Here is a 22,842-nt window from a genome sequence, read left to right on the forward strand (position 1 = left end):
GTCGTGTCGCGCTCTCTTTACTGTTTTTGTTGAGGGTTTTTTATGTTTGATTATTCCGCTCGCCCTGAACTGCTCAAGGACCGGGTCATTCTGGTCACCGGTGCTGGTCGCGGCATCGGCGCGGCGGCTGCGAAAACCTACGCAGCCCATGGCGCCACCGTCTTGCTGCTGGGCAAGACCGAAGCCAACCTGACTCAGGTTTATGACGAAATCGAAGCAGCCGGGCACCCACAGCCGGCGGTGATCCCGTTCAACCTGGAAACCGCCCTGCCCCACCAGTACGACGAACTGGCCGCCATGATCGAGACCGAATTCGGCCATCTCGACGGCTTGCTGCATAACGCGTCGATCATCGGTCCGCGCACGCCGGTCGAACAGCTGTCCGGCGAAAACTTCATGCGCGTCATGCACGTCAACGTGAACGCCATGTTCATGCTCACCAGCACCCTGCTGCCTCTGCTAAAGCTGTCGCAGGATGCCTCGGTGGTGTTTACCTCCAGTAGCGTCGGCCGCAAGGGGCGTGCCTATTGGGGCGCTTATGGTGTGTCCAAGTTTGCCACCGAAGGCCTGATGCAAACCCTGGCAGACGAAGTGGACACCGTGGCCCCGGTCCGCTCCAACAGCATCAACCCGGACGCCACCCGCACCAGCATGCGGGCCCAGGCTTACCCGGGGGAAAATCCGCTCGACAACCCGACTCCGGAAGAAATCATGCCGGTCTATCTGTACCTGATGGGCCCGGATAGTACCGGCATTAATGGCCAGGCGTTCAACGCCCAGTAACACCGTGCGTCGCTTAGTGCCGTGCCGACTTCCCGGCGTGGCACACAAAGCGCGCCATTACCATGCCCCCTTATGAGTCAAACAACCGTCACCCATTTCATCTCCCACCCTTGCCATAGCATCCAACCTAATGATTCATATAGGTTTTTATAAGACTGAACCGAATGGCACGACTTTCGCTCTAAAGCTTCTCAGACAGCAGTATGAAAGCAACGGGTGCACGCCTGAGTCGATAGATTATTGACCTTCGGCAAAGCGGACTAAACTTGCGGCATATGTCTACGGGACTGATGGACCAGTATGACGCGTAGCCCAAAGCCGCTCTCACCCAGCTTGTAAGACAGCTTTACCGCTTAGGGGCTTACGCCATATGAAATTACCTTCCCAGTCCAACGCAATTGACTTCGACAGTGCCAAGTTGCAACGCCTGGGATTTGCTCAGCTGCCTCCCCTTCTGGAGCGGCCTGTCAGTCTTGCGCAATTGCGCCAGCAACTGGGTCAGCAGCTGCAAACCAGTCTTGAGCCACAACGCATTCTCGGGCTTTTCTTCCGCGAAGTTCAGCAATTGGTGCCACTGGATGCCTTGAACTATCAGCATCAGGAGAGTGACTTGCGCCTGGAGTTTGGCCAGCGCGGCCATCATTCGGTCAGTTATAGCCTCAGCCATGAAGGCGAACAGCTCGGCGAACTGGTGTTCCGGCGCAATCAGCGATTCAGCGAGCAGGATCAAGGCAATCTGGAGTCGTTGTTGTCCGCACTGCTCTTCCCGATGCGAAATGCCCTTCTTTACCGAGCCGCGACCCAAAGCGCGTTGCGCGACCCGCTGACCGATACCGGGAACCGCATTGCCATGGATCAGACCCTGGAACGGGAAATCGAGATGTCGCGACGCCACTTGATGCCTTTGTCGTTGCTGATGCTGGACATCGATCACTTCAAAAACGTCAACGACAGTTACGGCCACAATGCGGGCGATGAGGTGCTCAAGGCTGTCGCCACCGCGATCAAAAACCAGTTGCGCAATGTCGACATGGTGTTCCGGTTTGGCGGCGAAGAGTTCCTGATCCTGCTGTCCAACACCACCCGGGACGCCGCGGCCATGGTCGGCGAGCGCCTGCGCATGGCGGCTCAGGTCGAGGATTACCAAGCCGAAGGCAATGCAATAGAGCTGACCGTCAGCCTCGGATGCTCGACCCTCCTGCCTGGCGAATCTGCCGAAAGCTTGGTGCGGCGGGCCGACAGTGCGCTGTATGTCGCCAAGCGCGAGGGACGCAACCGGCTGGCAATGGCGGGTTGAGCCCTAGGCAACACTAGAAACCACTGTGGGAGCGAGCCTGCTCGCTCCCACGTTTTGGTTTGTATTGCCTATGGATCAGCTTTCAGCCAAGGCCAGGCGCTCACGCGTCACAGGCGCCTTTTCCGAATGCTCCAGTTGCATGCAACGCTCCAGAAACAGGTGCATGTAGTCATAGCTCTTGCACACCGCCTGTCGCAGTTCCACTTGCAGGGATTTGCTCGGGTTCATGCCCGCCAGGGTACAGATGATTTCCAGCGCTTCCCATGGATGAGCATCGTCGTACTGGGCATGCATCTTCAACCACTTCATGGCCCGTTTGCGATCTTCCTCCGGGAATGCCGCGGCGTAGACGCCACTGGAGCAGACCAGGGCCGACCACTCACCGGTCGCGCCTTCAATGGCGTAGTTGGTCGCAGCGATGGCCACGATCAACGAATCGGCCGAACTGGTGTGCCAGCACCAATGGCTCAAGGCGTGAAGTTCAGGGGCAACCTGCTGTGCTTGCAGGTCTTCCAGGCTGACACCGTGGGCCCGACTCCAATGCACCCAATAATCGGCATGGTTCAATTCCACACGAATATTGCGCATCAGCCAACGCCGCGCCATGTCTTCACCGGGATGGCGGGCAAAGCGGGTTTTGGTCAGGTTTTGTGCCATGTATAACGCGAACTGCTCTACAACCGGCCAGCCACCAATAAGGTACTGGCGCATGGTCTTGGCGCTGAGCTTGTTGTCTCGCATGCGCTGATACAGTTCGTGTTCAACAACCCGGCGCTTGCTCTCGCTGCAATCCTTGATGAGCTGTTGAGCCCAGGCGGGATAGCTTGCCGCTTCCATGAGGGGTCCGGTTCGGTGGAATGTGTCGATCACTGTCGAGCTCCTTTTGATTGTGATTGTTCGGATCAGCGAGAGATTTCAACGGAACGTGCCAGGTGCCTTGAATAACAAAGGCTGAGGCCTGGCAGGACGACTTTGCAAACTATCGCAGGTAAACGGATTCGGGCGTTCAATGACATACCCTTGAGCGAAATCGACCCCGATTTCAAGCAGTGCCTGCTCAATCTGGGGTGACTCTACAAACTCGGCAATCGTGCGCTTACCCATGACATGCCCGATGTGGTTAATTACTTCGACCATGGCGCGGTTAATCGGGTCGTCCAACATATCCTTTACGAAACTCCCGTCGATCTTCAGGAAGTCTACAGGCAAATGTTTCAAGTAAGCGAACGAGGACATTCCGGCGCAAAAATCATCTAACGAAAAGTGGCAACCTAAACCTTTGAGTTCATTGATAAATCTAATTGCGCTGCCCAAATTTGAAATTGCACTGGTTTCTGTGATTTCAAAACAAATCATTTCAGGTGGAATTGAATAGTTAACAAATTGTTCACGCAGGAAGTCCAGAAACGCCTCATCTCCGATAGTTGTGCCTGACAGATTAATCGCACACATCGCTAATGGGCCTTTGCGCTCTTCGGCCCTGCATTGGGCAATGATCTTGAAGACGTTCTCCACCACCCAACGATCAAGTGCGGTCATTAATCCATAACGCTCCGCAGCTGGAATAAAACTGTCCGGCAAGATCATGCGGCCAGCTTCGTCATGCAGACGCAACAGGATTTCGATATGCCCGCCGCCGCGCTCTGTATGCCCCAATGGCGCGATTTGCTGGGAGTACAGGCAAAAGCGATTCTCTTCCAGCGCTATATGCAGGCGCTGCACCCAGGCCATCTCGCCAAAACGCAATGACAGTTCCGAGTCGTCGGCGTGATAGACCTGAACTCGATTGCGCCCTTTTTCCTTGGCCATGTAGCACGCCATATCAGCGGCGCGCAGTGATGCTTCCAGCGTCGTAGGAGGGTGCGCGACATGCACCAGCCCGATGCTCACCGTGGTGACAAAGGGTCGACCCTTCCAGACGAAGTGCAGGTTTTGTACGGTAAGGCGCAAACTTTCGGCAATCTTCTCCGCAGCGTCTGGGGCGCAGTTTTCCAGCAGGATGCCGAACTCATCGCCACCCAGCCGAGCCAGGGTGTCACCTTCGCGCAAACCGGATTGCAACAACGCACAGATATGCCGCAGCAGTTCATCGCCCGCCGCGTGACCGCACGTGTCATTGACCAGTTTGAATTGATCCAGATCGAGAAACATCAGGGCATGGCGCCCGGTATGACGCGTCAGGTTGTGCAGTGCCTGCTCCAGTCGAAACTCGAACTCGCGGCGGTTGGCGAGCCCGGTCAAGGCGTCATGAGTCGCCTGCCAGGAGAGATTGGCAATGTATTGGCGCTCCTGCGTCATGTCATGCAACACCAGCACGGTGCCACTGACCTTGCCCGCATTGCGAATCGGCGAACCCACCAGCGTTACCGAAACCGTGCTGCCATCCAGACGTTGAATCAGTTTGGAATGTTCGCTGCCACCGCTGAGCTGACCGCTCAGAATATGCTCGATCAACGTGAACCCGTCAGCCTGAGCGTTTTCATCCAGTAGATTGAACAGCGCAGCCAGCGGCAGACCCGTCGCCTGTTCGCCTTTCCAGTGGGTCAGCGCCTCGGCGGCGGGATTCATGTAGGTGATAGCACCTTCGACATCCGTGGTAATCACGCCGTCGCCAATGGACTGCAACGTGATCTGCGCCCGGTCTTTCTCCAGTTGCAGCGCTTCGGCGAATTCATGGCGCTGCTTGAGCAACTTGTGCGTACGCAGCAACGCAAGCGCAATCAAGCCCAGCGCCGTGGCGAGGTTGGTCACCAGCAGGAACCGGAGGATCAAGCGCGAGCCTTCGCCCAATGCATCACTGAACGCTTTGGCGGCTGGCGTCACTGCATCGTTGATGGCGAGTATCTGGTCTTTCCAGCGCCAGATATCAGCGGGTGTGACCTTTCTGTCGGCAACGCGTTGGTGCATCTGCTGCGCAACATCATCGAGTTGCTGCAGGTAGGCGTCACCCACCGTCCAGCGGTCGATGGCTTTTTCGAGGTAAGAGAAATGCCGGAAGTTGAGGTAGAGCCAGATCAGACTGGAAACGTCGTCAGGGTGGTTGCCCCCCTTGAGAATCGCCACTCGCGCGGCATCGATTTCAGGTGGCTGGTGATCCAGCGCCAGACGCAACTCATGACCACCCTGGGGTATGGCAATGGCGTTCTGGTATTTGAGGAATATCGCCTCGTCGCGACTGTCAGCGTAGAGGTTGAGGTAATAGATGGCGTCTTTTTGCCCCTTCGACCACAGGCTTTCACCGGCAACATAGCCGCGCACCGCCGACAGAACGTAAAGGCTCACGCCGCCCAACAGGGCCTGAAACAGTACGACGGCAATAAATGGCCAGACAATGCCCAACAACCGTGGTGTTCCGAGAGTCCGGGTTTGATTCATGAGGTCCCTTTTTAGCACTGCCAGATCATCATCCCAATGTGATCGCTACCGTTAGACTAGGGTGCGATCCCGATCCGGGCAAGCAAACTGTCAACATCTGTACCTGCGCTGATAATGACGTGCTGAACTGCATCCGGCGTTATAGCTGTTGCAAGTGCCCATACAGCTTGGCGTACAAACCACCCTCTGCGATCAATTGCTGGTGGTCGCCATCCTCGGCTATCTGTCCGCCATCGAACACCAGCACCCGGTCGGCCTGCTTCACCGCTGACAAGCGGTGCGCAATGATCAACGTGGTGCGGTGGCTGAGGAACCGCGCCAGCGCTTGGTGCAGATTGTATTCGGTGGCGGCGTCCAGCGCCGAGGTGGCCTCGTCGAGAATCACCACTTTGGGTTCGGCCAGGACCATCCGCGCAATGGCCAGGCGTTGGCGCTGGCCACCGGACAAACGCACACCGGAACGTCCGACGATGCTATCGAGGCCGTCAGGCAGCGCTCGAACCGTGTGGTGCAGCTGCGCAATCTCCAGTGCTTGCCAGCAGGCTTCGTCGCTGCGCACTCGGCCCATCGTCAGGTTGGCCCGGATGGTGTCGTTGAACAACGCAGGATGTTGCAAGACCACGGCGACATTTTCACGCACGGTTTCCAGGCCGATCTCCTGTTGGGTCGAGCCGCCGAAGCGAATAGTCCCGGCCTGTGGCGTGTACAAGCCCAGCAACAACTGCACCAACGTACTCTTGCCGCCTCCGCTGGCGCCGACAATCGCGACTTTTTCACCCGGAGCGATGGACAGGTCCATCTTGTTCAGCACCAACTCATCGCCGTAACCGAAACTCAGGCCCTGGACTTCAATGCCCACGGTATCACGGCCCTGAAACGGGTCGACGCCACCGGGGTATTGAGGTTCATCGGCCCGGGCCAGCAGTTCGTTGATCCGCGACAACGCACCGCTGGCGGCGTAATAGGCGTATTGCAAATTGAGCAGTTGTTCCACCGGGCCAATCATGAACCACAGGTAGCTGAATACCGCCAGCATCTGGCCAATGGACAGGTCGGAGAACAGCACGGTAAGCATGGCCGCCGCGCGAAAAATATCGATGCCAAACTGGAACAGCAAACCGCTTGCCCGGTTCGAGGCATCGGTTTTCCATTGCGAGTTGACCGCGTAGTCGCGCACTTCCCGGGCCCGCAGGCCAAGGCGACCGAGGAAAAATCCCTGACGGTTGCCAGCGCGGACTTCCTGGATCGCGTCGAGGGTTTCGGTCAGTGCCTGGGTGAAGCGCGAGGTGCTGTCGTTCTCGAGTTTCTTCAGGTGTTTGACTCGCTTGCCCAGCAGCACCGTGGCGTAAATCACCAACGGATTGAACAACATGATCAGCAGCGCCAGCTTCCAGTGCATCCAGATCAGAATGCTCGCGGTGCCGACCAGGGTCAGCATCGCCACAAGGAAACGACTGAGGGTTTCACCGACGAATTTGTCCAGCGTATCCAGGTCAGTAACCATGTGCGTGGTCACCGTGCCGCTGCCCAGACTTTCGTATTCGCCAAGGGAAATGCGCTTGAGCCGCTCGATCAGCCGGGTGCGAATTCGATAGACAATGTCCTTGGCCAGTGCCGCGAACAATTTTGCCTGCACCACGTTGAACAACAGGGCACCGCAGCGCAGCAACAAGGTTACGAGCAACATCAGGCCTATGTAGCCCGCCGCTTTCTGCCAGCCTTCGGGCAGCACCTGGTTCATGACCTTCAGCGCGGTGTCGCCGTGCCCCAACAACACTTCGTCCACCAACAACGGCAGCAGCAAGGGAATTGGCACACTGCACAAGGTAGCCAGCACGGCGACGCCATTGGCGATCCACAGGGATTTTTTATGGTGCAGGGCCAGTCGGCGGATTTCAGCCCAGCTCAATCGATCGACATGCTTGGGAGCCGGGGCGTCATCGGGTACATCATGCACAGGCAGCGCGCTCCAGCCAGCGGCCGAGCAACGGGGACAGTTCACTCAGGGGCTGATAACCATTGGTCAGCAACGCCAATTGACCATTGCGCTCAGCCAGCAACGTAGGGAAACCGGCGATGCCCAGGTCCTGGACCCAAGTGAAATCAGCCGCCGTGGCGGTGTGCATATCTGCACGGTCGAATGCCGCGGCGAATTCGATGCGCGGCAGACCGGCCTGCTCGGCCAGTTCCACCAGCACGCTGGCGTGGGTGACGTCGCGACCCTCGACATAGAACGCGTGCTGAATCAGGCCCAGGAGTTTCCATGCACAATCCGGCGCCAGGCTACGCGCAGTCACCAGCGCCCGGCACGCAGGCTCGGTGTCGTAGACAAAGCCGTCGGGCAGAGCGCCTTCGGTTTTGAACGATTGGCCGGTGGCCTCAGTGACCGCCTGCCAATGCTCCAGAATATAGCGGCGGGTGGTCGGTTCCAGCGCCGCTCCACTGCCGGTGCGCAAACCACCGACGATCAGATGCACCTCTACGCCCGCCGCGTGCGCCTGCTCGACCAAGGCGTTTGCCACTGGCGCAAAGCCCCAGCACCAGGAACACATCGGGTCCATCACATAGAGCAGGCGGCGTGCAGACATGATTCAAGCCTCGGAAGGGGTTTGCTTGTAGTTGTAACCGATCGGGTGAGGCAAGTTGCGAGCCTTGGCCAGTTCAATCTGCTTCTGCCGATCAATGGCACTGCGGCGGGTCTTCTCGCTCAGCGTATCCCAGCAATGCGGGCAGCTAATGCCTGCCACGTAATGCTCGGAGGCGCGGTCTTCGATGCTGATCGGTGTACGGCAGGCATGACATTGATCGTAGTCACCTTCACTGAGGTCATGACGTACGGTCACGCGGTTATCGAACACAAAGCAGTCGCCCTGCCATTTGGTTTCTTCCTGCGGCACCTCTTCGAGGTACTTCAGAATGCCACCCTTGAGGTGATAGACCTCATCGAAGCCTTCGCTGAGCATGTAGCTCGACGCTTTCTCGCAGCGGATGCCACCGGTGCAGAACATCGCGACTTTCTTGTGTACGGCCGGGTCGAAGTTGGCTTTGATGTACTCGGGAAACTCGCGAAAACTGGTGGTTTTCGGGTCGATGGCGCCTTCGAAGGTACCGATCGAAACTTCGTAATCGTTACGGGTATCAATCAACAGCACTTCAGGATCGCTGATCAGCGCATTCCAATCCTGAGGATCAACGTAAGTGCCGACCTTTTTGTTCGGGTCCACGCCTTCAACGCCGAGGGTGACGATTTCTTTCTTGAGCTTGACCTTGGTGCGATAGAACGGCTGATCGTCGCAGTACGACTCTTTGTGATCGATGTCGTCCATGCGTGGGTCGTTCTTGAGCCACGCCATCAGCCCGTCAATACCTTCGCGACTGCCGGACACGGTGCCGTTGATGCCTTCTTCGGCGATCAGCAGCGTGCCTTTGATGCCGTTGTCGACCATTGCTTGCAGCAGTGGCTCGCGCAGGGCGACGTAATCTTCCAGGGTGACGAACTTATACAGTGCCGCCACGACAATCTGTTGTGTCATGGGTGATTCTCCAGGTGGCTACCCTCGTAAGGGGTGAACCGGATGCGAAAAAAAACGCGCCGGGTGAGCGGCGCGTTGCGGATTGTAGCAAAGGAGCAGCTTTAAGCGGCAAGCTTCGAGCTACAAGCTCAAGGTAGCCCCCCAAACTTGCAGCTTGCAGCTTGTAGCTGCTTTTACTGCCTCTCTCCGCCCGCACAGGTCGGTGAGGCCGGGGCCGCGTCGATCTGTGCCCATTCCTCAGGCGTGTAGGTATGCAGCGCCAACGCGTGAAACTCGCCCATCAGCTCGCCGAGCGTGCCGTAGACCTTTTGATGACGCTTGACCCGGTTCAGCCCTTCGAACTGCTGGCTGACCACCACGGCCTTGAAGTGGGTCTGCAACCCACGACTGTGCATGTGGCTTTCATCCAGCACTTGCAGATGCTGCGGCTGTAACAGGCCCAGCGTCGATTCAATGCGTTGTTGCATGGTCATACCGAACTCCGCTTAAGGCTTTTTCTTGGCTGGAGCGGCGCCTTTAGGCTCCAGCTCGGCCGTCATGTCAGCCAGCAGCTTGTTGACCACAGGCACCGCGCTTTCCAGCTTGGCTTGAGTCATCTGGGCCGATTGCTGAGTCAGCTGTGGCATTTTTTCCAGGACTTTCTTGCCCAGTGGCGACTGGTAGAACGCAACCAGGTCTTTGAGCTCGGACTCACTGAAGTTGGAGGTGTAAAGCTTGACCATTTCCGGCTTCAGCTTGTTCCAGCCAATGGCTTGGTCCAGCGCGGTATTGGCTTTGGCCTGATACGTTTCCAGCACGGCTTTTTTCGATTCAGGCGCTTTGGTCTGTGCAAAGCGCTGAGCGAACATTTGCTGCACTTGCATGTACACCGGAGTGCCCAATTTGTCAGCGTGCGCCAGGGTCAGGAAAGCTTCGGCACTGGCGTTGTGGCTGGCGGTATCGGCAAAAACTGGGCCGCTGGCGCAGACCAGTGCAACCGCGGTACAGATGGCACGAAGACGAGTCATCGAGTTTCCTTTTCTAGCAGGCGAGGTAAAACCCCAAGGGCGTCCATTCTGCGCCTAAAAAAGTGTGTCGCTCAACCCCAAGCCTTGTCGGCCCTGAATTAGAGGGGTTGAAGGGGCAAAAACCAGTCAGATGGAACCACAGCTGCCGATCAGCGCCTAAACTGCGCTATCAGACCTACAGGAGTGTGCACGATGAGCCGTATCGAAACCGACAGCCTTGGCCAGGTGGAAGTCCCGGATGAAGCCTACTGGGGCGCTCAGACGCAACGCTCGCTGATCAACTTCGCTATCGGCAACGAAAAAATGCCGCTGGCGGTGCTGCATGCCCTGGCGCTGATCAAGAAAGCCGCGGCACGGGTCAATGACCGTAATGGCGACATACCCGCCGACATCGCCCGGTTGATCGAACAGGCCGCCGACGAAGTGCTCGATGGCGACCACGACGACCAGTTCCCGCTGGTGGTCTGGCAGACCGGCAGCGGCACCCAAAGCAACATGAACGTCAACGAAGTGATCGCCGGTCGCGCCAACGAGCTGGCTGGCAACCCGCGCGGCGGCAAGTTGCCCGTGCACCCTAACGATCACGTCAACCGCTCGCAGAGCTCCAACGACTGCTTCCCCACCGCCATGCACATCGCTGCAGCCCAAGCGGTACAGCAACATTTGCTGCCGGCCATCAGTGAACTGTCGGGCGGGTTGGCCGAGCTGGCGGCGCGCCACATGAAACTGGTCAAGACCGGTCGAACGCACATGATGGACGCTACGCCGATCACCTTCGGCCAGGAAGTCTCGGCGTTCGTCGCGCAACTGCATTACGCCGAGCGGGCGATCCGCAGCGCGCTGCCTGACGTGTGTGAACTGGCCCAGGGCGGCACCGCCGTCGGCACGGGCCTGAATTCGCCTCACGGTTTCGGCGAAGCCATTGCTGCCGAACTGGCCGCCCTCTCCGGTCTGCCCTTCGTCACCGCGCCGAACAAATTCGCCGCACTGGCCGGTCATGAACCGTTGACGACACTTTCCGGCGCGCTGAAGACCCTGGCGGTAACCCTGATGAAAATCGCCAACGACCTGCGCGTGCTGGGCTCCGGTCCCCGGGCCGGTTTCGCCGAGGTGAAATTGCCAGCCAATGAACCGGGCAGCTCGATCATGCCGGGCAAGGTCAATCCGACGCAGTGCGAGGCGCTGTCGATGCTGGCGTGTCAGGTCCTGGGCAATGACGTCGCCATTGGGTTCGCGGCAAGTCAGGGGCATCTGCAATTGAACGTGTTCAAACCGGTGATTATTCACAACCTGCTGCAATCGATCCGCCTGCTGGGGGATGGTTGCAGCAACTTCCAGCAGCACTGCATTGCCGGTCTGGAACCGGATGCAGAAAAAATGGCTGAGCATCTGGAGCGGGGGTTGATGCTGGTGACAGCGCTGAACCCGCACATCGGCTATGACAAATCGGCGGAGATTGCCAAGAAGGCTTACGCCGAAGGCCTGACGTTGCGGGAGGCGGCGTTGCAGCTGGGGTATCTGACGGATGAAGAGTTTGATGCCTGGGTGCGGCCGGAGAATATGCTGGAGGCTGGGGCCAAGGGCTGAGATTTGTAGCGCCTGACAGTCAGTCTTCGCGAGCAAGCCCGCTCCCACATTTCACCGAGTCCTTTTAGGGGAATACGGTTGAATGTGGGACTGGGCTTGCTCGCGAAGAACGATAACGCAGGTTAACCTGCTGCCATCCGAACCCGGCGTGCCTTGAGCCCTGCAATGAGTGAAGGCCCTAACGCCACCAACGCCGACCCCAACACCACCAGCACCGCCCCGCCATAACCCAAACCGTTGATCGTTTCGGCATGCACGAAGTCCGGCCACAGCCACGCGGCCACGGCCACCGCGCCGAAAGTCACCAACGGCGTGATCGCCAGCGTCGCACTCACCCGCGACGCTTCCCAGTGGGCCAGCGCTTCGGCAAACGCGCCATAGGCGATCAGCGTATTCATGCAGCATGCCAGCAGCAACCAGCCTTGCAGCGGGCTCAGTTGCAACGCCTCAAGTGGATGCACCCACGGTGTCAGCAGCAACGCGCAGAACAGGTAGATCACCATCATGACCTGCAGCGAATTCCACACCGTCAGCAATTGCTTCTGCCCCAAGGCGTAGAAGGTCCAGACCGTGGACGCCAGCAACACCAACAGCACGCCGGTGGTGTAATCGGTCAGCGAAGTGAGCAGCTCGGCCAGGCGCTGATTGAAGAACAGTGCGAACCCGATCAGCAGCACCAACAGGCCAATCCCCTGCCCCACGCTGAAACGTTCCTTGAACACAAACAGACTGGCGATCAGCAACATGATCGGGCCCATCTGCACCACCAATTGTGCGGTCCCGGCGCTGAGCAGATTCAAGCCCATCAAGTACAGCACGTAGTTGCCGACCAGACCGAGCACCGCCATCAACACCAGCCAGCCACCCCGCGGGCCGAGGACTTTGCGACTCGGCAAACGCCGGGTCGCCGCCAGATACACAAACAGGCACCCACCGGACACGATCAGGCGAAACCAGGTGACGGTCACCGGGTCCATCACCAGCAGCACTTGCTTGAGTTTGATCGGCAGGATTCCCCACAACAGCGCAGTCAGCAAGGCCAGAAACAGACCGTAGACCCAGCGACCGGATGAAATGTGCATGCGAACCCCAACAGCCAGATGGCAAGAAGCGTCATTCTAGGCGCAGAGGCGTCTGGCACACAGGGACAGTTGGCGAGCAGGCGCGAATGAAACTGTGCAGGTCGCAGCATCGTTTGATCGTCCGCAGACGGCGGAGCGGGAGATTCGGGTGTATATCGAGCGGATGCGGATTTTATGTGCCCGCCGATTAACCGAGGCGCTGCCTTCGCGAGCAGGCTCGCTCCCACATTGGAATGCGATCAACTGTGGGAGCGAGCCTGCTCGCGAAAGCGATTAATCAGACAACTCAACTATTCAAGGCTTAACGCACAGCCTCAAACAACCCCGTCGCGCCCATCCCGCCACCCACGCACATGGTGACGATGCCGTAACGCAGATTGCGCCGCTGCAATTCCCGCACGAGATGCCCGACCTGACGTGAACCGGTCATGCCGAATGGGTGCCCGATGGAGATCGAACCACCATTGACGTTGTACTTCTCGTTATCGATCTCCAGCCGGTTGCGGCTGTACAGGCACTGCGAGGCAAACGCTTCGTTGAGTTCCCACAGATCAATGTCGGCAATCTGCAACCCCTTGGCCTTGAGCAGCTTCGGCACCGAGAACACCGGCCCGATGCCCATCTCATCCGGCTCGCACCCGGCGACCGTGAAACCACGGAAGAACGCCTTGGGCTTCAATCCCAGCTCCAGCGCTTTTTCCAGGCTCATCACCAGCGTCATCGACGCCCCATCGGACAGCTGTGAAGAGTTGCCTGCCGTGACCGAACCGTCTTCGGCGAATACCGGTTTCAAGCCCGCCAGACTTTCCAGCGTGGTGTCCGGGCGGTTGCAGTCGTCGCGATCGACGATGCCATCGAGGATTTGAATCTGCCCGGTGGTCTTGTCTTCAACCCGGTATTTAACCGCCATCGGCACGATTTCATCATCGAACAACCCGGCGGCCTGAGCCTGAGCGGTGCGCTGCTGACTTTGCAGGGCGTACAGGTCTTGCGCTTCACGGCTGACGTTGTAACGACGCGCGACGATTTCGGCGGTCTGGCCCATCGGGAAGTAGATGCCCGGCACCTGTTCCTTCAGCAGCGGGTTGATCAGGTTATCGGTATTGACGCTTTTCATCGTCAGGCTGATGGACTCGACGCCACCGGCAACGATGATGTCGCTGCACCCCGAAGCAATCTGGTTGGCGGCGATGGCAATCGCCTGCAAGCCCGAGGAGCAAAAGCGGTTCAGGGTCATGCCGGCGGCGCCGATACCCAAGCGCGACAACACGGCGACATTTCGACCGATGTTATAGCCCTGTGCGCCTTCGTTGGAGCCCGCACCGACGATGCAGTCCTCGACGCTGGCCGGGTCGATGCCATTACGTGCCAACAAAGAGTCGACACAATGCGCAGCCATATCATCTGGCCGGGTCTGATTGAACTTGCCGCGAAAGGATTTGGCCAGGCCGGTCCGCACGCTGTCGACGATCACCACTTCACGCATGGCATACCTCATTGTTGTTATCGGTTGAGAGTGGATCGAGCATAAGTCCACCTCATAACCAACCGCGACAATCATTCATCCCGCGTATGCGTAACCATCGACTCAGTTCTTGTGATTTCTGGCCTTCTTGTCGGACTTTTCAAACGCGGTTTCCAGCGCCCGATTGATCGTGCGCAGGACTTTGACCCGCGCCCAGCGCTTGTCATTGGCCTCAACCAGCGTCCAGGATGAGATTTCAGTGCTGGTGCGATCGACCATGTCAACCACAGCCGCGCGGTAAGCGTCCCACTTGTCGCGATTGCGCCAATCGTCTTCGGTAATCTTGAAACGCTTGAAGGGAATTTCTTCCCGGGCCTGGAAACGCTCCAGTTGTGTTTGCTTATCGATGGCCATCCAGAACTTGACCACGATGACACCCGAATCGGAAATCTGTTCTTCGAAGTCGTTGATCTCGCTGTAAGCCCGCAGCCAGTCCGTCGGCGGGCAGAAGCCTTCGACGCGCTCCACCAGTACCCGCCCGTACCAGGAGCGATCAAAAACGGTGAATTTTCCCTTGGCCGGAAGGTGGCGCCAGAACCGCCATAGATACGGCTGCGCCCGCTCCTCTTCGGTCGGCGCGGCAATCGGCACGATACTGTACTGGCGCGGATCGAGCGCCGCCGCGACCCGCCGGATCGCCCCGCCCTTGCCCGCCGCATCGTTGCCTTCGAACACCGCTATCAAAGCATGCTGACGCATGCGTTTGTCGCGCATCAGGCCCGAGAATCGCGCCTGTTCGGTAATCAGTTGTTCTTCGTAATCGTCCTTGTCCAGGCGCAGGTTCAAGTCGAGACTGTCGAGCAGGTTGAACTGATCGATATGGATCGGCAGAGGCGCGGCATTGACCTTGTCGGGATGGACATCGGGGCGTTTCAGCGCAGTTTGCAGACCTTCCAGCAGGATCTTGCCCACCGCCAGGCTGCGGTAATTGGCGTCCAACCCTTCAATCACATGCCACGGCGCGTAGTCACGACTGGTACGGCGCAACACACGCTCGCCGTATTTCACGAATTTGTCGTAGGTCTCGGATTGTTGCCAGTCCAGCGGACTGATGCGCCAGCTGTGCAGCGGATCGTCGGCCAGGGCCTTGAGTCGCCCCTTCATCTGTTTTTTGGAAAGGTGGAACCAGAACTTGAAAATCAGCGCGCCTTCATCGCACAGCATCTTTTCAAAACGCTCGGACTGGTTGATCGCCTGATCCATCACGGCGTCTTTGAACAGGCCATGAACCCGGCCTTGCAGCATCTGGCTGTACCAGTTACCGAAGAAAATCCCCATGCGACCCGCGGCCGGCAGCATCCGCCAATAACGCCAGGCCGGAGGTCGCGCCAGTTCCTCATCCGTCTGCTGGTCGAAGGTACGGACCTCGATCAGACGCGGGTCCATCCATTCATTGAGCAACTTGACCGTCTCGCCCTTGCCGGCGCCTTCGATGCCATTGATCAGAATGATCACCGGGAAACGCTTTTGCTGCTGAAGTTCGAACTGCGCTTCAAGCAACGCTTCGCGCAGCGCCGGCACCTCGGCGTCATAGGTTTCTTTGTCGATGGCGTGACCGATTTCAGCGGATTCAAACATTGGACGGCTCCCTTTCCAGATTGATCAAGACTAGCGGATTGGGCCGATAGCACGCAGAGAAATTCCCCACAGTGTGGGCTTTTGTGGCGAGGGGGCTAGAATGGCGACCTTGCCGTTGCCGAGCCTGCCATGAAACCTGTACTGCCTCACGCCCAACTCGACTGGGACGACCAGGGTCGCCCCTATTCGCGGGTGTTCGACGACGTGTATTTTTCGGACAAGTCGGGCCTTGAAGAAACCCGCTATGTGTTCCTTGAGCAGAACGGTTTGCGTGAACGCTTTGCTGCGTTGCCGGACGGTGGTCGACTGGTCATTGGCGAGACCGGTTTTGGTACCGGATTGAATTTCCTGTGCGCCTGGCAATTGTTTGAACAGCATGCGGTGCCGGGTGCGCGACTGCACTTTGTCAGCGTTGAAAAATACCCGCTGAGTTTGCCCGATCTGCAACGGGCGCTGGCGTTATGGCCAGAACTCAAACAGTTCGCCGATCCATTGCTCGCGCAGTACGTGGCGATCCATCAAGGCTTCCAGCGACTGGTCCTGGACAACGGCCGCGTGATACTGACCTTGCTGATTGGCGATGCGCTGGAGCAGTTGCCGCAACTGGACGCGCAGGTTGACGCCTGGTTTCTCGATGGTTTCGCCCCGGCGAAAAACCCCGACATGTGGACCGCCGAACTGTTTGCCGAGCTGGCACGGCTGGCAGCGCCTGGCTCGACCATCAGCACATTCACCAGCACCGGTTGGGTGCGCCGGCTGCTGAACGCGGCAGGCTTCAAGATGAAGCGCACACCGGGCATTGGCCACAAGTGGGAAATCCTGCGGGGTGTGTTCCTTGGCTGGCCCGAAGACCCCGAGGCACTAGTTGCTGCAAAACCCTGGTTTGCTCGACCGAGACCATCGAATGGCGAACGTCGAGCCTTGGTAATTGGTGCCGGTCTGGCCGGATGCGCCACGGCCGCCAGCCTCGCCACACGGGGCTGGCAGGTCAGTTTGCTGGAGCGCCATGACGCGCTGGCGCAAGAAGCCTCGGGCAATCCACAAGGTGTTTTGTACCTCAAGCTTTCGGCCCATGGCACCGCATTGTCTCAGTTGATCGTCAGCGGTTTTGGATACACGCGGCGCTTGCTCGAACATTTGCAGCGCGGTGTCGACTGGGACGGTTGCGGGGTCTTGCAACTTGCCTTCAATGCCAAGGAAGCGGAGCGTCAGGCGCAGTTGGCGGCGGCGTTCCCCGAGGACCTGCTGCACGTCCTGGATCGAGAAAACGCCGAGATACGCGCCGGTATCGCGCTGCACTCGGGCGGTCTGTTTTACCCCGAAGGTGGTTGGGTGCATCCGCCCGCCCTGTGCCACTGGCAAGCGAAGCATCCGAATATCCAGATTCTTACCCATCGCGATGTGCTGGAACTGCGCCGTGTCGACGGGCACTGGCAAGCCTGGGATGGCGCATCATTATTGGCTGACGCTCCCGTCGTGGTGCTCGCCGGCGCAGCCGAGATCAAGCGCTTCCCATATAGCAGCGAGCTTCCGCTCAAACGGATTCGCGGGCAAATTACTCGCCTGCAACAGACACCTGAGAGCCAAAGCCTGAGCACCGTCGTCTGCGCCGAAGGTTATGTCGCCCCGGCACGCTTGGGTGAACACACGCTGGGCGCCAGTTTCGATTTCAACAACGATGACCTGACGCCAACGGCAGCCGAACATGCCGGCAACCTGCACATGCTTGAAGAAATTTCGCAGGACCTGGTTGCTCGGCTTGGCGCAGACACCTTGCAACCTGAAGCACTTGAAGGTCGCGCGGCCTTTCGCTGCACCAGCCCTGATTACTTGCCGATTGTCGGCCCCATGGCCGATAGCCAGGCTTTCGCCGACGCCTACATCGCCCTGAGCAAGGATGCCCGGCAAACCCCGGACATCCCTTGCCCATGGCTGGACGGTTTGTACGTCAACAGCGGCCATGGTTCACGAGGGCTGATCACCGCGCCGCTGTCGGGCGAGTTGCTGGCTGCGTGGCTGGATGTCGAACCACTGCCTGTGCCCAGAGCAGTGGCCGAAGCCTGTCATCCAAACCGATTTGCCTTGCGACGTTTGATCCGGGGTAAATGAATCCGCTCAACTGTCCGCCAAAGAGCAAGTGCCCAGTTCCACCATTTTCATGACGTCCTCAGTCAAGCGCTCGAAAACGGCGTTCTCCGCGGTTTCCTTTTCGGTTTTGATCACCGAGACCTGACTGAGATAGTCGGCAGTCTTCAGGCTCTCGGCCTTATCGAATACCGCTTGCAACTTTGGCGGATACGTCGCGCTGATGGAGGCGAATCGCCCAGGGTAATGGCGACTCAGGTAATCCGTCCAAAACGGTTGGCGAATCAGAAACCTCTTAAATTGCGGTGACAACTCGGCGCTTTTTATCTTGCCCTCCGCCTTGTCGAGATCCGCCTGTATCACACCGCTCAAAGAGGCATAGCGCATATGTGTGGGCTGCCCCGGCAAATCCAGTGTGGTGGCCAGCCCGGTTCGATAGGCGAGGCTGACTTCCAGCGGATCAGCCTTGGGGTCCCGCTTGATGTGGCTTTGAGCGATCATCTCCAGTTCCTCAAGCCGAAACAGACCGCGCCCCAGCGTCAACAAACCCGCCGCCGTAGAACGCACATTCCCGATCGGATTGATCACCTTGTCCACTTCCGTCGCCACTTCCAGATGGCTGAAATTCAGTGCCGCCGCATCCGTGCAATTGATCGGGTTGGCCGCCAGTTCGAACACCTGCTCGCGCAACGAGGTATTGCTCTGGGCTGCGTCCAGTACGCTCCAGACTCGTCGGGTCATGTCCTCGCGCACATATTCGGCATCGGCGGTGTCCCCCAGCTCGGCCAGTAATCGAAACAGACCATCAGATGCAGAGTCGTCCTTGAATGCCGTCCATGTTGCAGTCCGCGCAGTCGAGGCCCACTCATCCGGCAACCAGCGTTCCCGTGCCTGTTGCTCGTTCAAGCGGGCAATATCGTCTTCCAGGTATCCCATGCCAACACCGACCCGTTCGCGATATTGCTCGAGCAGGGTCTGACTGTTCTCCGAAAGAGGGTTATGCCGCAGGTTGAGCGTTTCGCTGAACCGGCGGGTGCTGCCAAACAGCCAGTCCGGTAACTCCTTGATCTCATTGTCGCGCAGATCAACCCGGTCCAGATTGGGTAGGCGTGCCAGATTTTTCGGCATTTCAGTCGCGCGAGTGTCCCGCAATGACAGATAACGCAAATCAAACAACCGGCCGACATCCAGCGTTGCACTGAGCCGACGGTTAGCGTTCAGTTTGAGGCTTTCAAGGGCTCGCATGCCGTTCAACTTCTTCAAGGTCTGCTCGGTCAATTGCAGATCGTTGTTCGCCAGGCTGAGGTGTTTGAGCCTGGGCATCAGCGAAAGTACTTCCGGCAGCAGGGTCAGCTTGTTGGTGTCCAGTTCCAGGGATTCCAGGTTTTTGAACGCCTTGAGGAAATACGCCACATCGTTATCCAGCTCCATGTTCTTGAGCGACAGGTACTTCACGTGATCGAACGTCAGCTCAGGGGGCAATATCGGGAGCTTGCCAACGCGCATCTCGTTCAGATTCAAACCCGGCACCGAAATACCCTTTTCATTGCGTACAAAAAACAGACGACGCCAACTTTTTTCGATCATGTCTGACACTTGGAGTCGGCTCTGGCGCCGCTCACTCAGACTCTCGGTCGGCGACCTTGGACCGCTCTCATCCGCGCGCCAGGTACTGAGCACGCTCCGTAGCTTTTTCAACGCCTGTTGTCGATTTCTGACCTCCCTCGCCCGCGTCAAGTGGTCACTGCCCAACCCATCAAGAAACGTCCGGGCCTGCGTTTCGGTAAACAGTGGGTAGAGTTTTCTGACCTTGCGAACCAGCGCTCGAGGGTGAAGCGAGCCGGGTGCAGGTTCATCGGCTTGCAGGCAGTCGCCGGACGGAGCCGCCTCTTCGATAGCCGCACCTGAAAACAGCCGCTCTGCGATAGCTCTATCCTCAACACCCTTGCCCAGCAAGTCATCACGCAAGCGCCACGCATCGCTATCCCCGATACCGGCGATGCCCATGGCGGTGCGTTTTTCCAGGGGGAGCGCGCGCAAGATCGCGCTGTAGAGGCTGTTGGCCCCCGAAGCGGCGCCCAGCGACTTACCGTCGCTGCCGAACGCTTCGTGTCCATTGGCAGTGCTGATGATGACTCGTTTGAGTGCCGCGTTTTCGTTACCCACACTGGCCGTCAATGTACCGGTGGGAGAACTTTCACGGAGCTCAATCCGCACATCGTTGCTCCAGCCGCGCAGACGGGAAAGCAATGGTATGGCCAGCTTCCGCGTGTCGGTATCGGCAATTTCGGGTAACGAAAACCCGGCCAGGGCCCGGTCCAGACGGATATCGGCCAACATTTGCCGGACGTTTTGCGCCAGCCCCATGGGAATCCGTCCTGTTGCTCGCAGGCGCAGGCGTTCGGTGCTGGTAGAGGCTTCGATCAACTCCTGCGCCAGACCGGCGGGAAGTTCGGAAAAGACGCTGCGTATTTTTTGCACATCGCTGACGACGCTCTGGTCATGCCGTTGATACAGGTGCTTGAAGACGGATCTGCGATCAGCCTTTACCACTGCTCCGATTTTCTTCGCAAGCAGTCCGCTCTCTGAACCTTTGGCGACGTTCTTGCCCAGCAATGCATCGATCTCACTCTGATAAAGCCCGGCCACCACCGTATCCAGCAACTCGCCCCTGGCTAACTGCGCCTCGGTCACTTCAACACTCAACTCTTCGTCCGGGACCAACGTCGTTGGCGGGTACATCGCGGTGATCTTGCCCTCGTTATCGAGCACTTCGATGTAACGGTCTGCGGGCCAACCCCGCAGAGACGGCAAGGTATGCAGCTGCTCCTGGGCATACTCGGAACGTCGTGTGTCGCCTTTCTCCATGTCCGCAATGAAATCAGTCAGCTTCTGCTCGATGCGAAAACGCTCCACGCTGTCCTTGAACCGGGCTGATAACCCCCTGTTCTCTTCGGCAAAATAATGTAACCGGCTGATTGAGGTATCGGTGATTTTCCGGAGAGCTTCAAGCCGGCCTTCATCAAACGCTGCCAGACCTGGATCAATGCGCTTCAATACATAGAGGCCGCTGGTCCACTCCTCAGGCTGTTCATGAGCAAAGCGCCAGCCTCCCTCGCCGTTGTGTTCGACAAAGGGTGAAAACGCAGCAAGACGGTAGGGATGCCTGACTCGCCATTTGGCCAGTGTCGTATCGAATTCAATTTCATAAAGGGCATCTTCGATTTTGATGAATCGCTGTTCATTCACTCGATAGATGCCCTCTCCATCGGCGATCACATCCGTCATCAATGGCTTTCGGTAAGGCGTCCCGTCCGACAACCAGAGCCTGGGTTTACCCGCCGCATTGTTGATGGTGGTGAACCGACCGAAAAAATCCGGATGCTGCTCGACAGTCCTCTTGACCAGTGAACCGATCACTTTGGAGCCGGCCGCAAACGCCGCCATCATGGCAATGTTTTCTGCAACGTTGAGCAGGTGGGCCATCGCGTCCGCCCTGTCATTGTGACGCCAGTCTTCAATGCCGTCGTAGACCTCGCCCAACAACTGTCCAACGGCAACCCCCATCATCAATTGCCCCAACACCGGAACAAAAAAACCAGCGATGTTGGCGATCAGCAACCCGGCTTCTTCATATTCCTCCAGGCGTTTGCGACGTGTTTCGGCGTCTACCTCCGCCGTAGGCACGGCCAGCACCAAAGCATCACTCTGCATCTTTGTGACGAGGCTCTGGTAAAGGAAACTGAACAGCATCGCCGGAATAGGAGGCGTCTGCAGGTTCGAGGCCTTCTGTTGGGTGACCGAGGTGTAAAAGTCGGCTTTTTTGCTCTCATCGATGTAACCGGAAAAAAAATCAGCGTAGGTGCGGACTTTCAGGTGTTGGGTCAAATAATGCTCGAACAGCACGAACGTGCTGTACTCGTATAACGGCCGGGTCGGCTCGTTCGGCATGTACACCACACACCCGCCAACCGGATGATCCTTTAGCGAGCGTTTTGAAAAGATAACTACGCCCCAGATACAGGTGCCGAACAACTCCAGTCCTTGCACATGAACCGGGGAGTTGTCGTAGAGGATGGACTTCATACCCGAAGCGTTGCCCGCGCCGCTGTTTGACTCCAGGCTTTGCAACATCTGAAAAGCCGAATCGCCAATGTGGCCTTTTAACAACGCTGCATGGGCATCAACCTTCAGGGCACTCATTTTGAGTTGGCGGATGTCCGCACTGACCGCAGCAGGCTTGAAGGTTGTTTCTAAATGCGTTTGATAACGCTTCCCCAAGTCGAGATCGCGGCACACTTTGGCAAATGCCGAGGGCGTCAACTTGGGTAAACCTTCCGGCGTTGAAACCACACGCACAATTGCGCCCGGAGGAAAGCCATCGTCAGCCGTTTCGTCCTCGGTAAAATTATGCATCGCAGCCAGTAACAGGCTGCGCTTGGCGATCACTTTCTGTTTGGCAACATCATCAGGCTCTGTTGATCCGGGGCAACCACAATCGAATCCCGGCAGTTCAATACCGTCCTTTTCAACATCGAATGCCACAGCAAACTGCTCCGTTAACGCCTGGGTCAGTTCAACGCGACAGAACTCATACAGCGGCTTGAGCGCATCAAGCGTTGGCTGAACTTTGAGCTGACTGGCGTGAAGTTCACGCATCGCACTGGCAAAAGCAGCAATCTGTTCCGGCGCAGCCTCGGTCAACTCCACTGACAAGGTTTTTTGAAGCGTTTCGGCACTTTCCAGATCGCCAGTCATGTCGATCAATGCCGATAACCGGTCTGTATCCGAAAATGGCCGGGGAGCGGGGGTAAGGGAGTCCTTGTCTGACATTCGCAATGTTCCTTATTGCAAGCAGAAGAAGCCCATAAAGTAGCTTGTTCAACGAAGCTTGAATAACTCGAAAACCAAGGGTATCCAGGCGTTTTTGCAGCAGCATTTTCAATGTATGGCAGCAATATATACCGCAACCGCTCCCGCTATTCCGGGT

At 57.9% G+C, this 22,842-nt stretch carries 15 protein-coding genes; 4 read left to right on the forward strand and 11 right to left on the reverse strand.

Features of this window, described 5'->3' with window-relative positions; all coding sequences use genetic code 11:
- Positions 1-42: 42 nt before the first annotated feature.
- The gene (locus tag J2Y56_RS20140; RefSeq protein ID WP_310352220.1) at positions 43-783 is read left to right on the forward strand and encodes a YciK family oxidoreductase; all 741 of its coding nucleotides are present in this window, start codon (positions 43-45) and stop codon (positions 781-783) included.
- A 370-nt stretch (positions 784-1,153) separates the two neighbouring features.
- Positions 1,154-2,080, forward strand: a complete 927-nt coding sequence (locus J2Y56_RS20145) for a GGDEF domain-containing protein (RefSeq protein WP_007945806.1) — start codon at positions 1,154-1,156, stop codon at positions 2,078-2,080.
- A gap of 75 nt (positions 2,081-2,155) precedes the next feature.
- On the opposite strand, the gene J2Y56_RS20150 is transcribed toward J2Y56_RS20145, so the two are convergent.
- The 7 genes from J2Y56_RS20150 to J2Y56_RS20180 all read right to left on the reverse strand — a co-directional run bounded on the left by J2Y56_RS20150 (position 2,156) and on the right by J2Y56_RS20180 (position 9,995).
- Entirely contained in the window at positions 2,156-2,917 is a 762-nt protein-coding gene (locus J2Y56_RS20150) for a TenA family transcriptional regulator (RefSeq protein WP_405046872.1), read from the reverse strand.
- Between the two features lie 78 nt (positions 2,918-2,995).
- On the reverse strand, positions 2,996-5,455 hold the full coding sequence (locus J2Y56_RS20155) for an EAL domain-containing protein (protein WP_150780633.1): 2,460 nt from the start codon (positions 5,453-5,455) through the stop codon (positions 2,996-2,998).
- A 139-nt stretch (positions 5,456-5,594) separates the two neighbouring features.
- A complete protein-coding gene (locus tag J2Y56_RS20160) occupies positions 5,595-7,412 on the reverse strand; it encodes an ABC transporter ATP-binding protein (protein WP_310352224.1) in 1,818 nt (605 codons plus the stop codon).
- Positions 7,405-8,007, reverse strand: a complete 603-nt coding sequence (locus J2Y56_RS20165; RefSeq protein WP_177323430.1) for a DsbA family protein — start codon at positions 8,005-8,007, stop codon at positions 7,405-7,407. The genes J2Y56_RS20160 and J2Y56_RS20165 overlap by 8 nt, the downstream gene beginning before the upstream one ends.
- A 39-nt stretch (positions 8,008-8,046) precedes the next feature.
- Complete coding sequence (locus J2Y56_RS20170) at positions 8,047-8,988, reverse strand: rhodanese-related sulfurtransferase (protein ID WP_007945801.1); 942 nt, start codon at positions 8,986-8,988, stop codon at positions 8,047-8,049.
- Positions 8,989-9,161: 173 nt separating this feature from the next.
- Positions 9,162-9,461: a BolA family transcriptional regulator gene (locus J2Y56_RS20175; RefSeq protein ID WP_007945800.1), complete on the reverse strand. Its 300-nt coding sequence runs from the start codon at positions 9,459-9,461 to the stop codon at positions 9,162-9,164.
- Between the two features lie 12 nt (positions 9,462-9,473).
- Positions 9,474-9,995: a DUF2059 domain-containing protein gene (locus J2Y56_RS20180; protein WP_007945799.1), complete on the reverse strand. Its 522-nt coding sequence runs from the start codon at positions 9,993-9,995 to the stop codon at positions 9,474-9,476.
- Positions 9,996-10,187: 192 nt separating this feature from the next.
- Here J2Y56_RS20180 and J2Y56_RS20185 point away from each other — a divergent pair, with 192 nt between their 5' ends.
- Positions 10,188-11,582: a class II fumarate hydratase gene (locus J2Y56_RS20185; protein ID WP_310352226.1), complete on the forward strand. Its 1,395-nt coding sequence runs from the start codon at positions 10,188-10,190 to the stop codon at positions 11,580-11,582.
- A 122-nt stretch (positions 11,583-11,704) separates the two neighbouring features.
- Here the strand turns inward: J2Y56_RS20185 and J2Y56_RS20190 are convergent, their stop codons facing one another.
- The 3 genes from J2Y56_RS20190 to pap all read right to left on the reverse strand — a co-directional run bounded on the left by J2Y56_RS20190 (position 11,705) and on the right by pap (position 15,767).
- Positions 11,705-12,664, reverse strand: coding sequence for a DMT family transporter (locus J2Y56_RS20190; protein WP_310333813.1), 960 nt, complete (start codon positions 12,662-12,664; stop codon positions 11,705-11,707).
- Positions 12,665-12,965: 301 nt separating this feature from the next.
- Positions 12,966-14,150, reverse strand: a complete 1,185-nt coding sequence (locus J2Y56_RS20195) for a thiolase family protein (RefSeq protein ID WP_310352228.1) — start codon at positions 14,148-14,150, stop codon at positions 12,966-12,968.
- A gap of 102 nt (positions 14,151-14,252) precedes the next feature.
- Positions 14,253-15,767 (reverse strand): polyphosphate:AMP phosphotransferase, encoded by a 1,515-nt coding sequence (pap, locus tag J2Y56_RS20200; RefSeq protein WP_007945794.1) that lies wholly within the window; start codon positions 15,765-15,767, stop codon positions 14,253-14,255.
- Between the two features lie 129 nt (positions 15,768-15,896).
- On the opposite strand from pap, the gene mnmC reads away from it, so the two are divergent.
- Positions 15,897-17,876 (forward strand): bifunctional tRNA (5-methylaminomethyl-2-thiouridine)(34)-methyltransferase MnmD/FAD-dependent 5-carboxymethylaminomethyl-2-thiouridine(34) oxidoreductase MnmC, encoded by a 1,980-nt coding sequence (mnmC, locus tag J2Y56_RS20205; RefSeq protein WP_310352231.1) that lies wholly within the window; start codon positions 15,897-15,899, stop codon positions 17,874-17,876.
- Between the two features lie 6 nt (positions 17,877-17,882).
- On the opposite strand, the gene J2Y56_RS20210 is transcribed toward mnmC, so the two are convergent.
- Positions 17,883-22,685: an NEL-type E3 ubiquitin ligase domain-containing protein gene (locus J2Y56_RS20210; protein ID WP_310352232.1), complete on the reverse strand. Its 4,803-nt coding sequence runs from the start codon at positions 22,683-22,685 to the stop codon at positions 17,883-17,885.
- Positions 22,686-22,842: the final 157 nt, after the last annotated feature.

Source organism: Pseudomonas sp. BE134 (genome assembly GCF_031456105.1).
Classification (GTDB): Bacteria; Pseudomonadota; Gammaproteobacteria; order Pseudomonadales; family Pseudomonadaceae; genus Aquipseudomonas.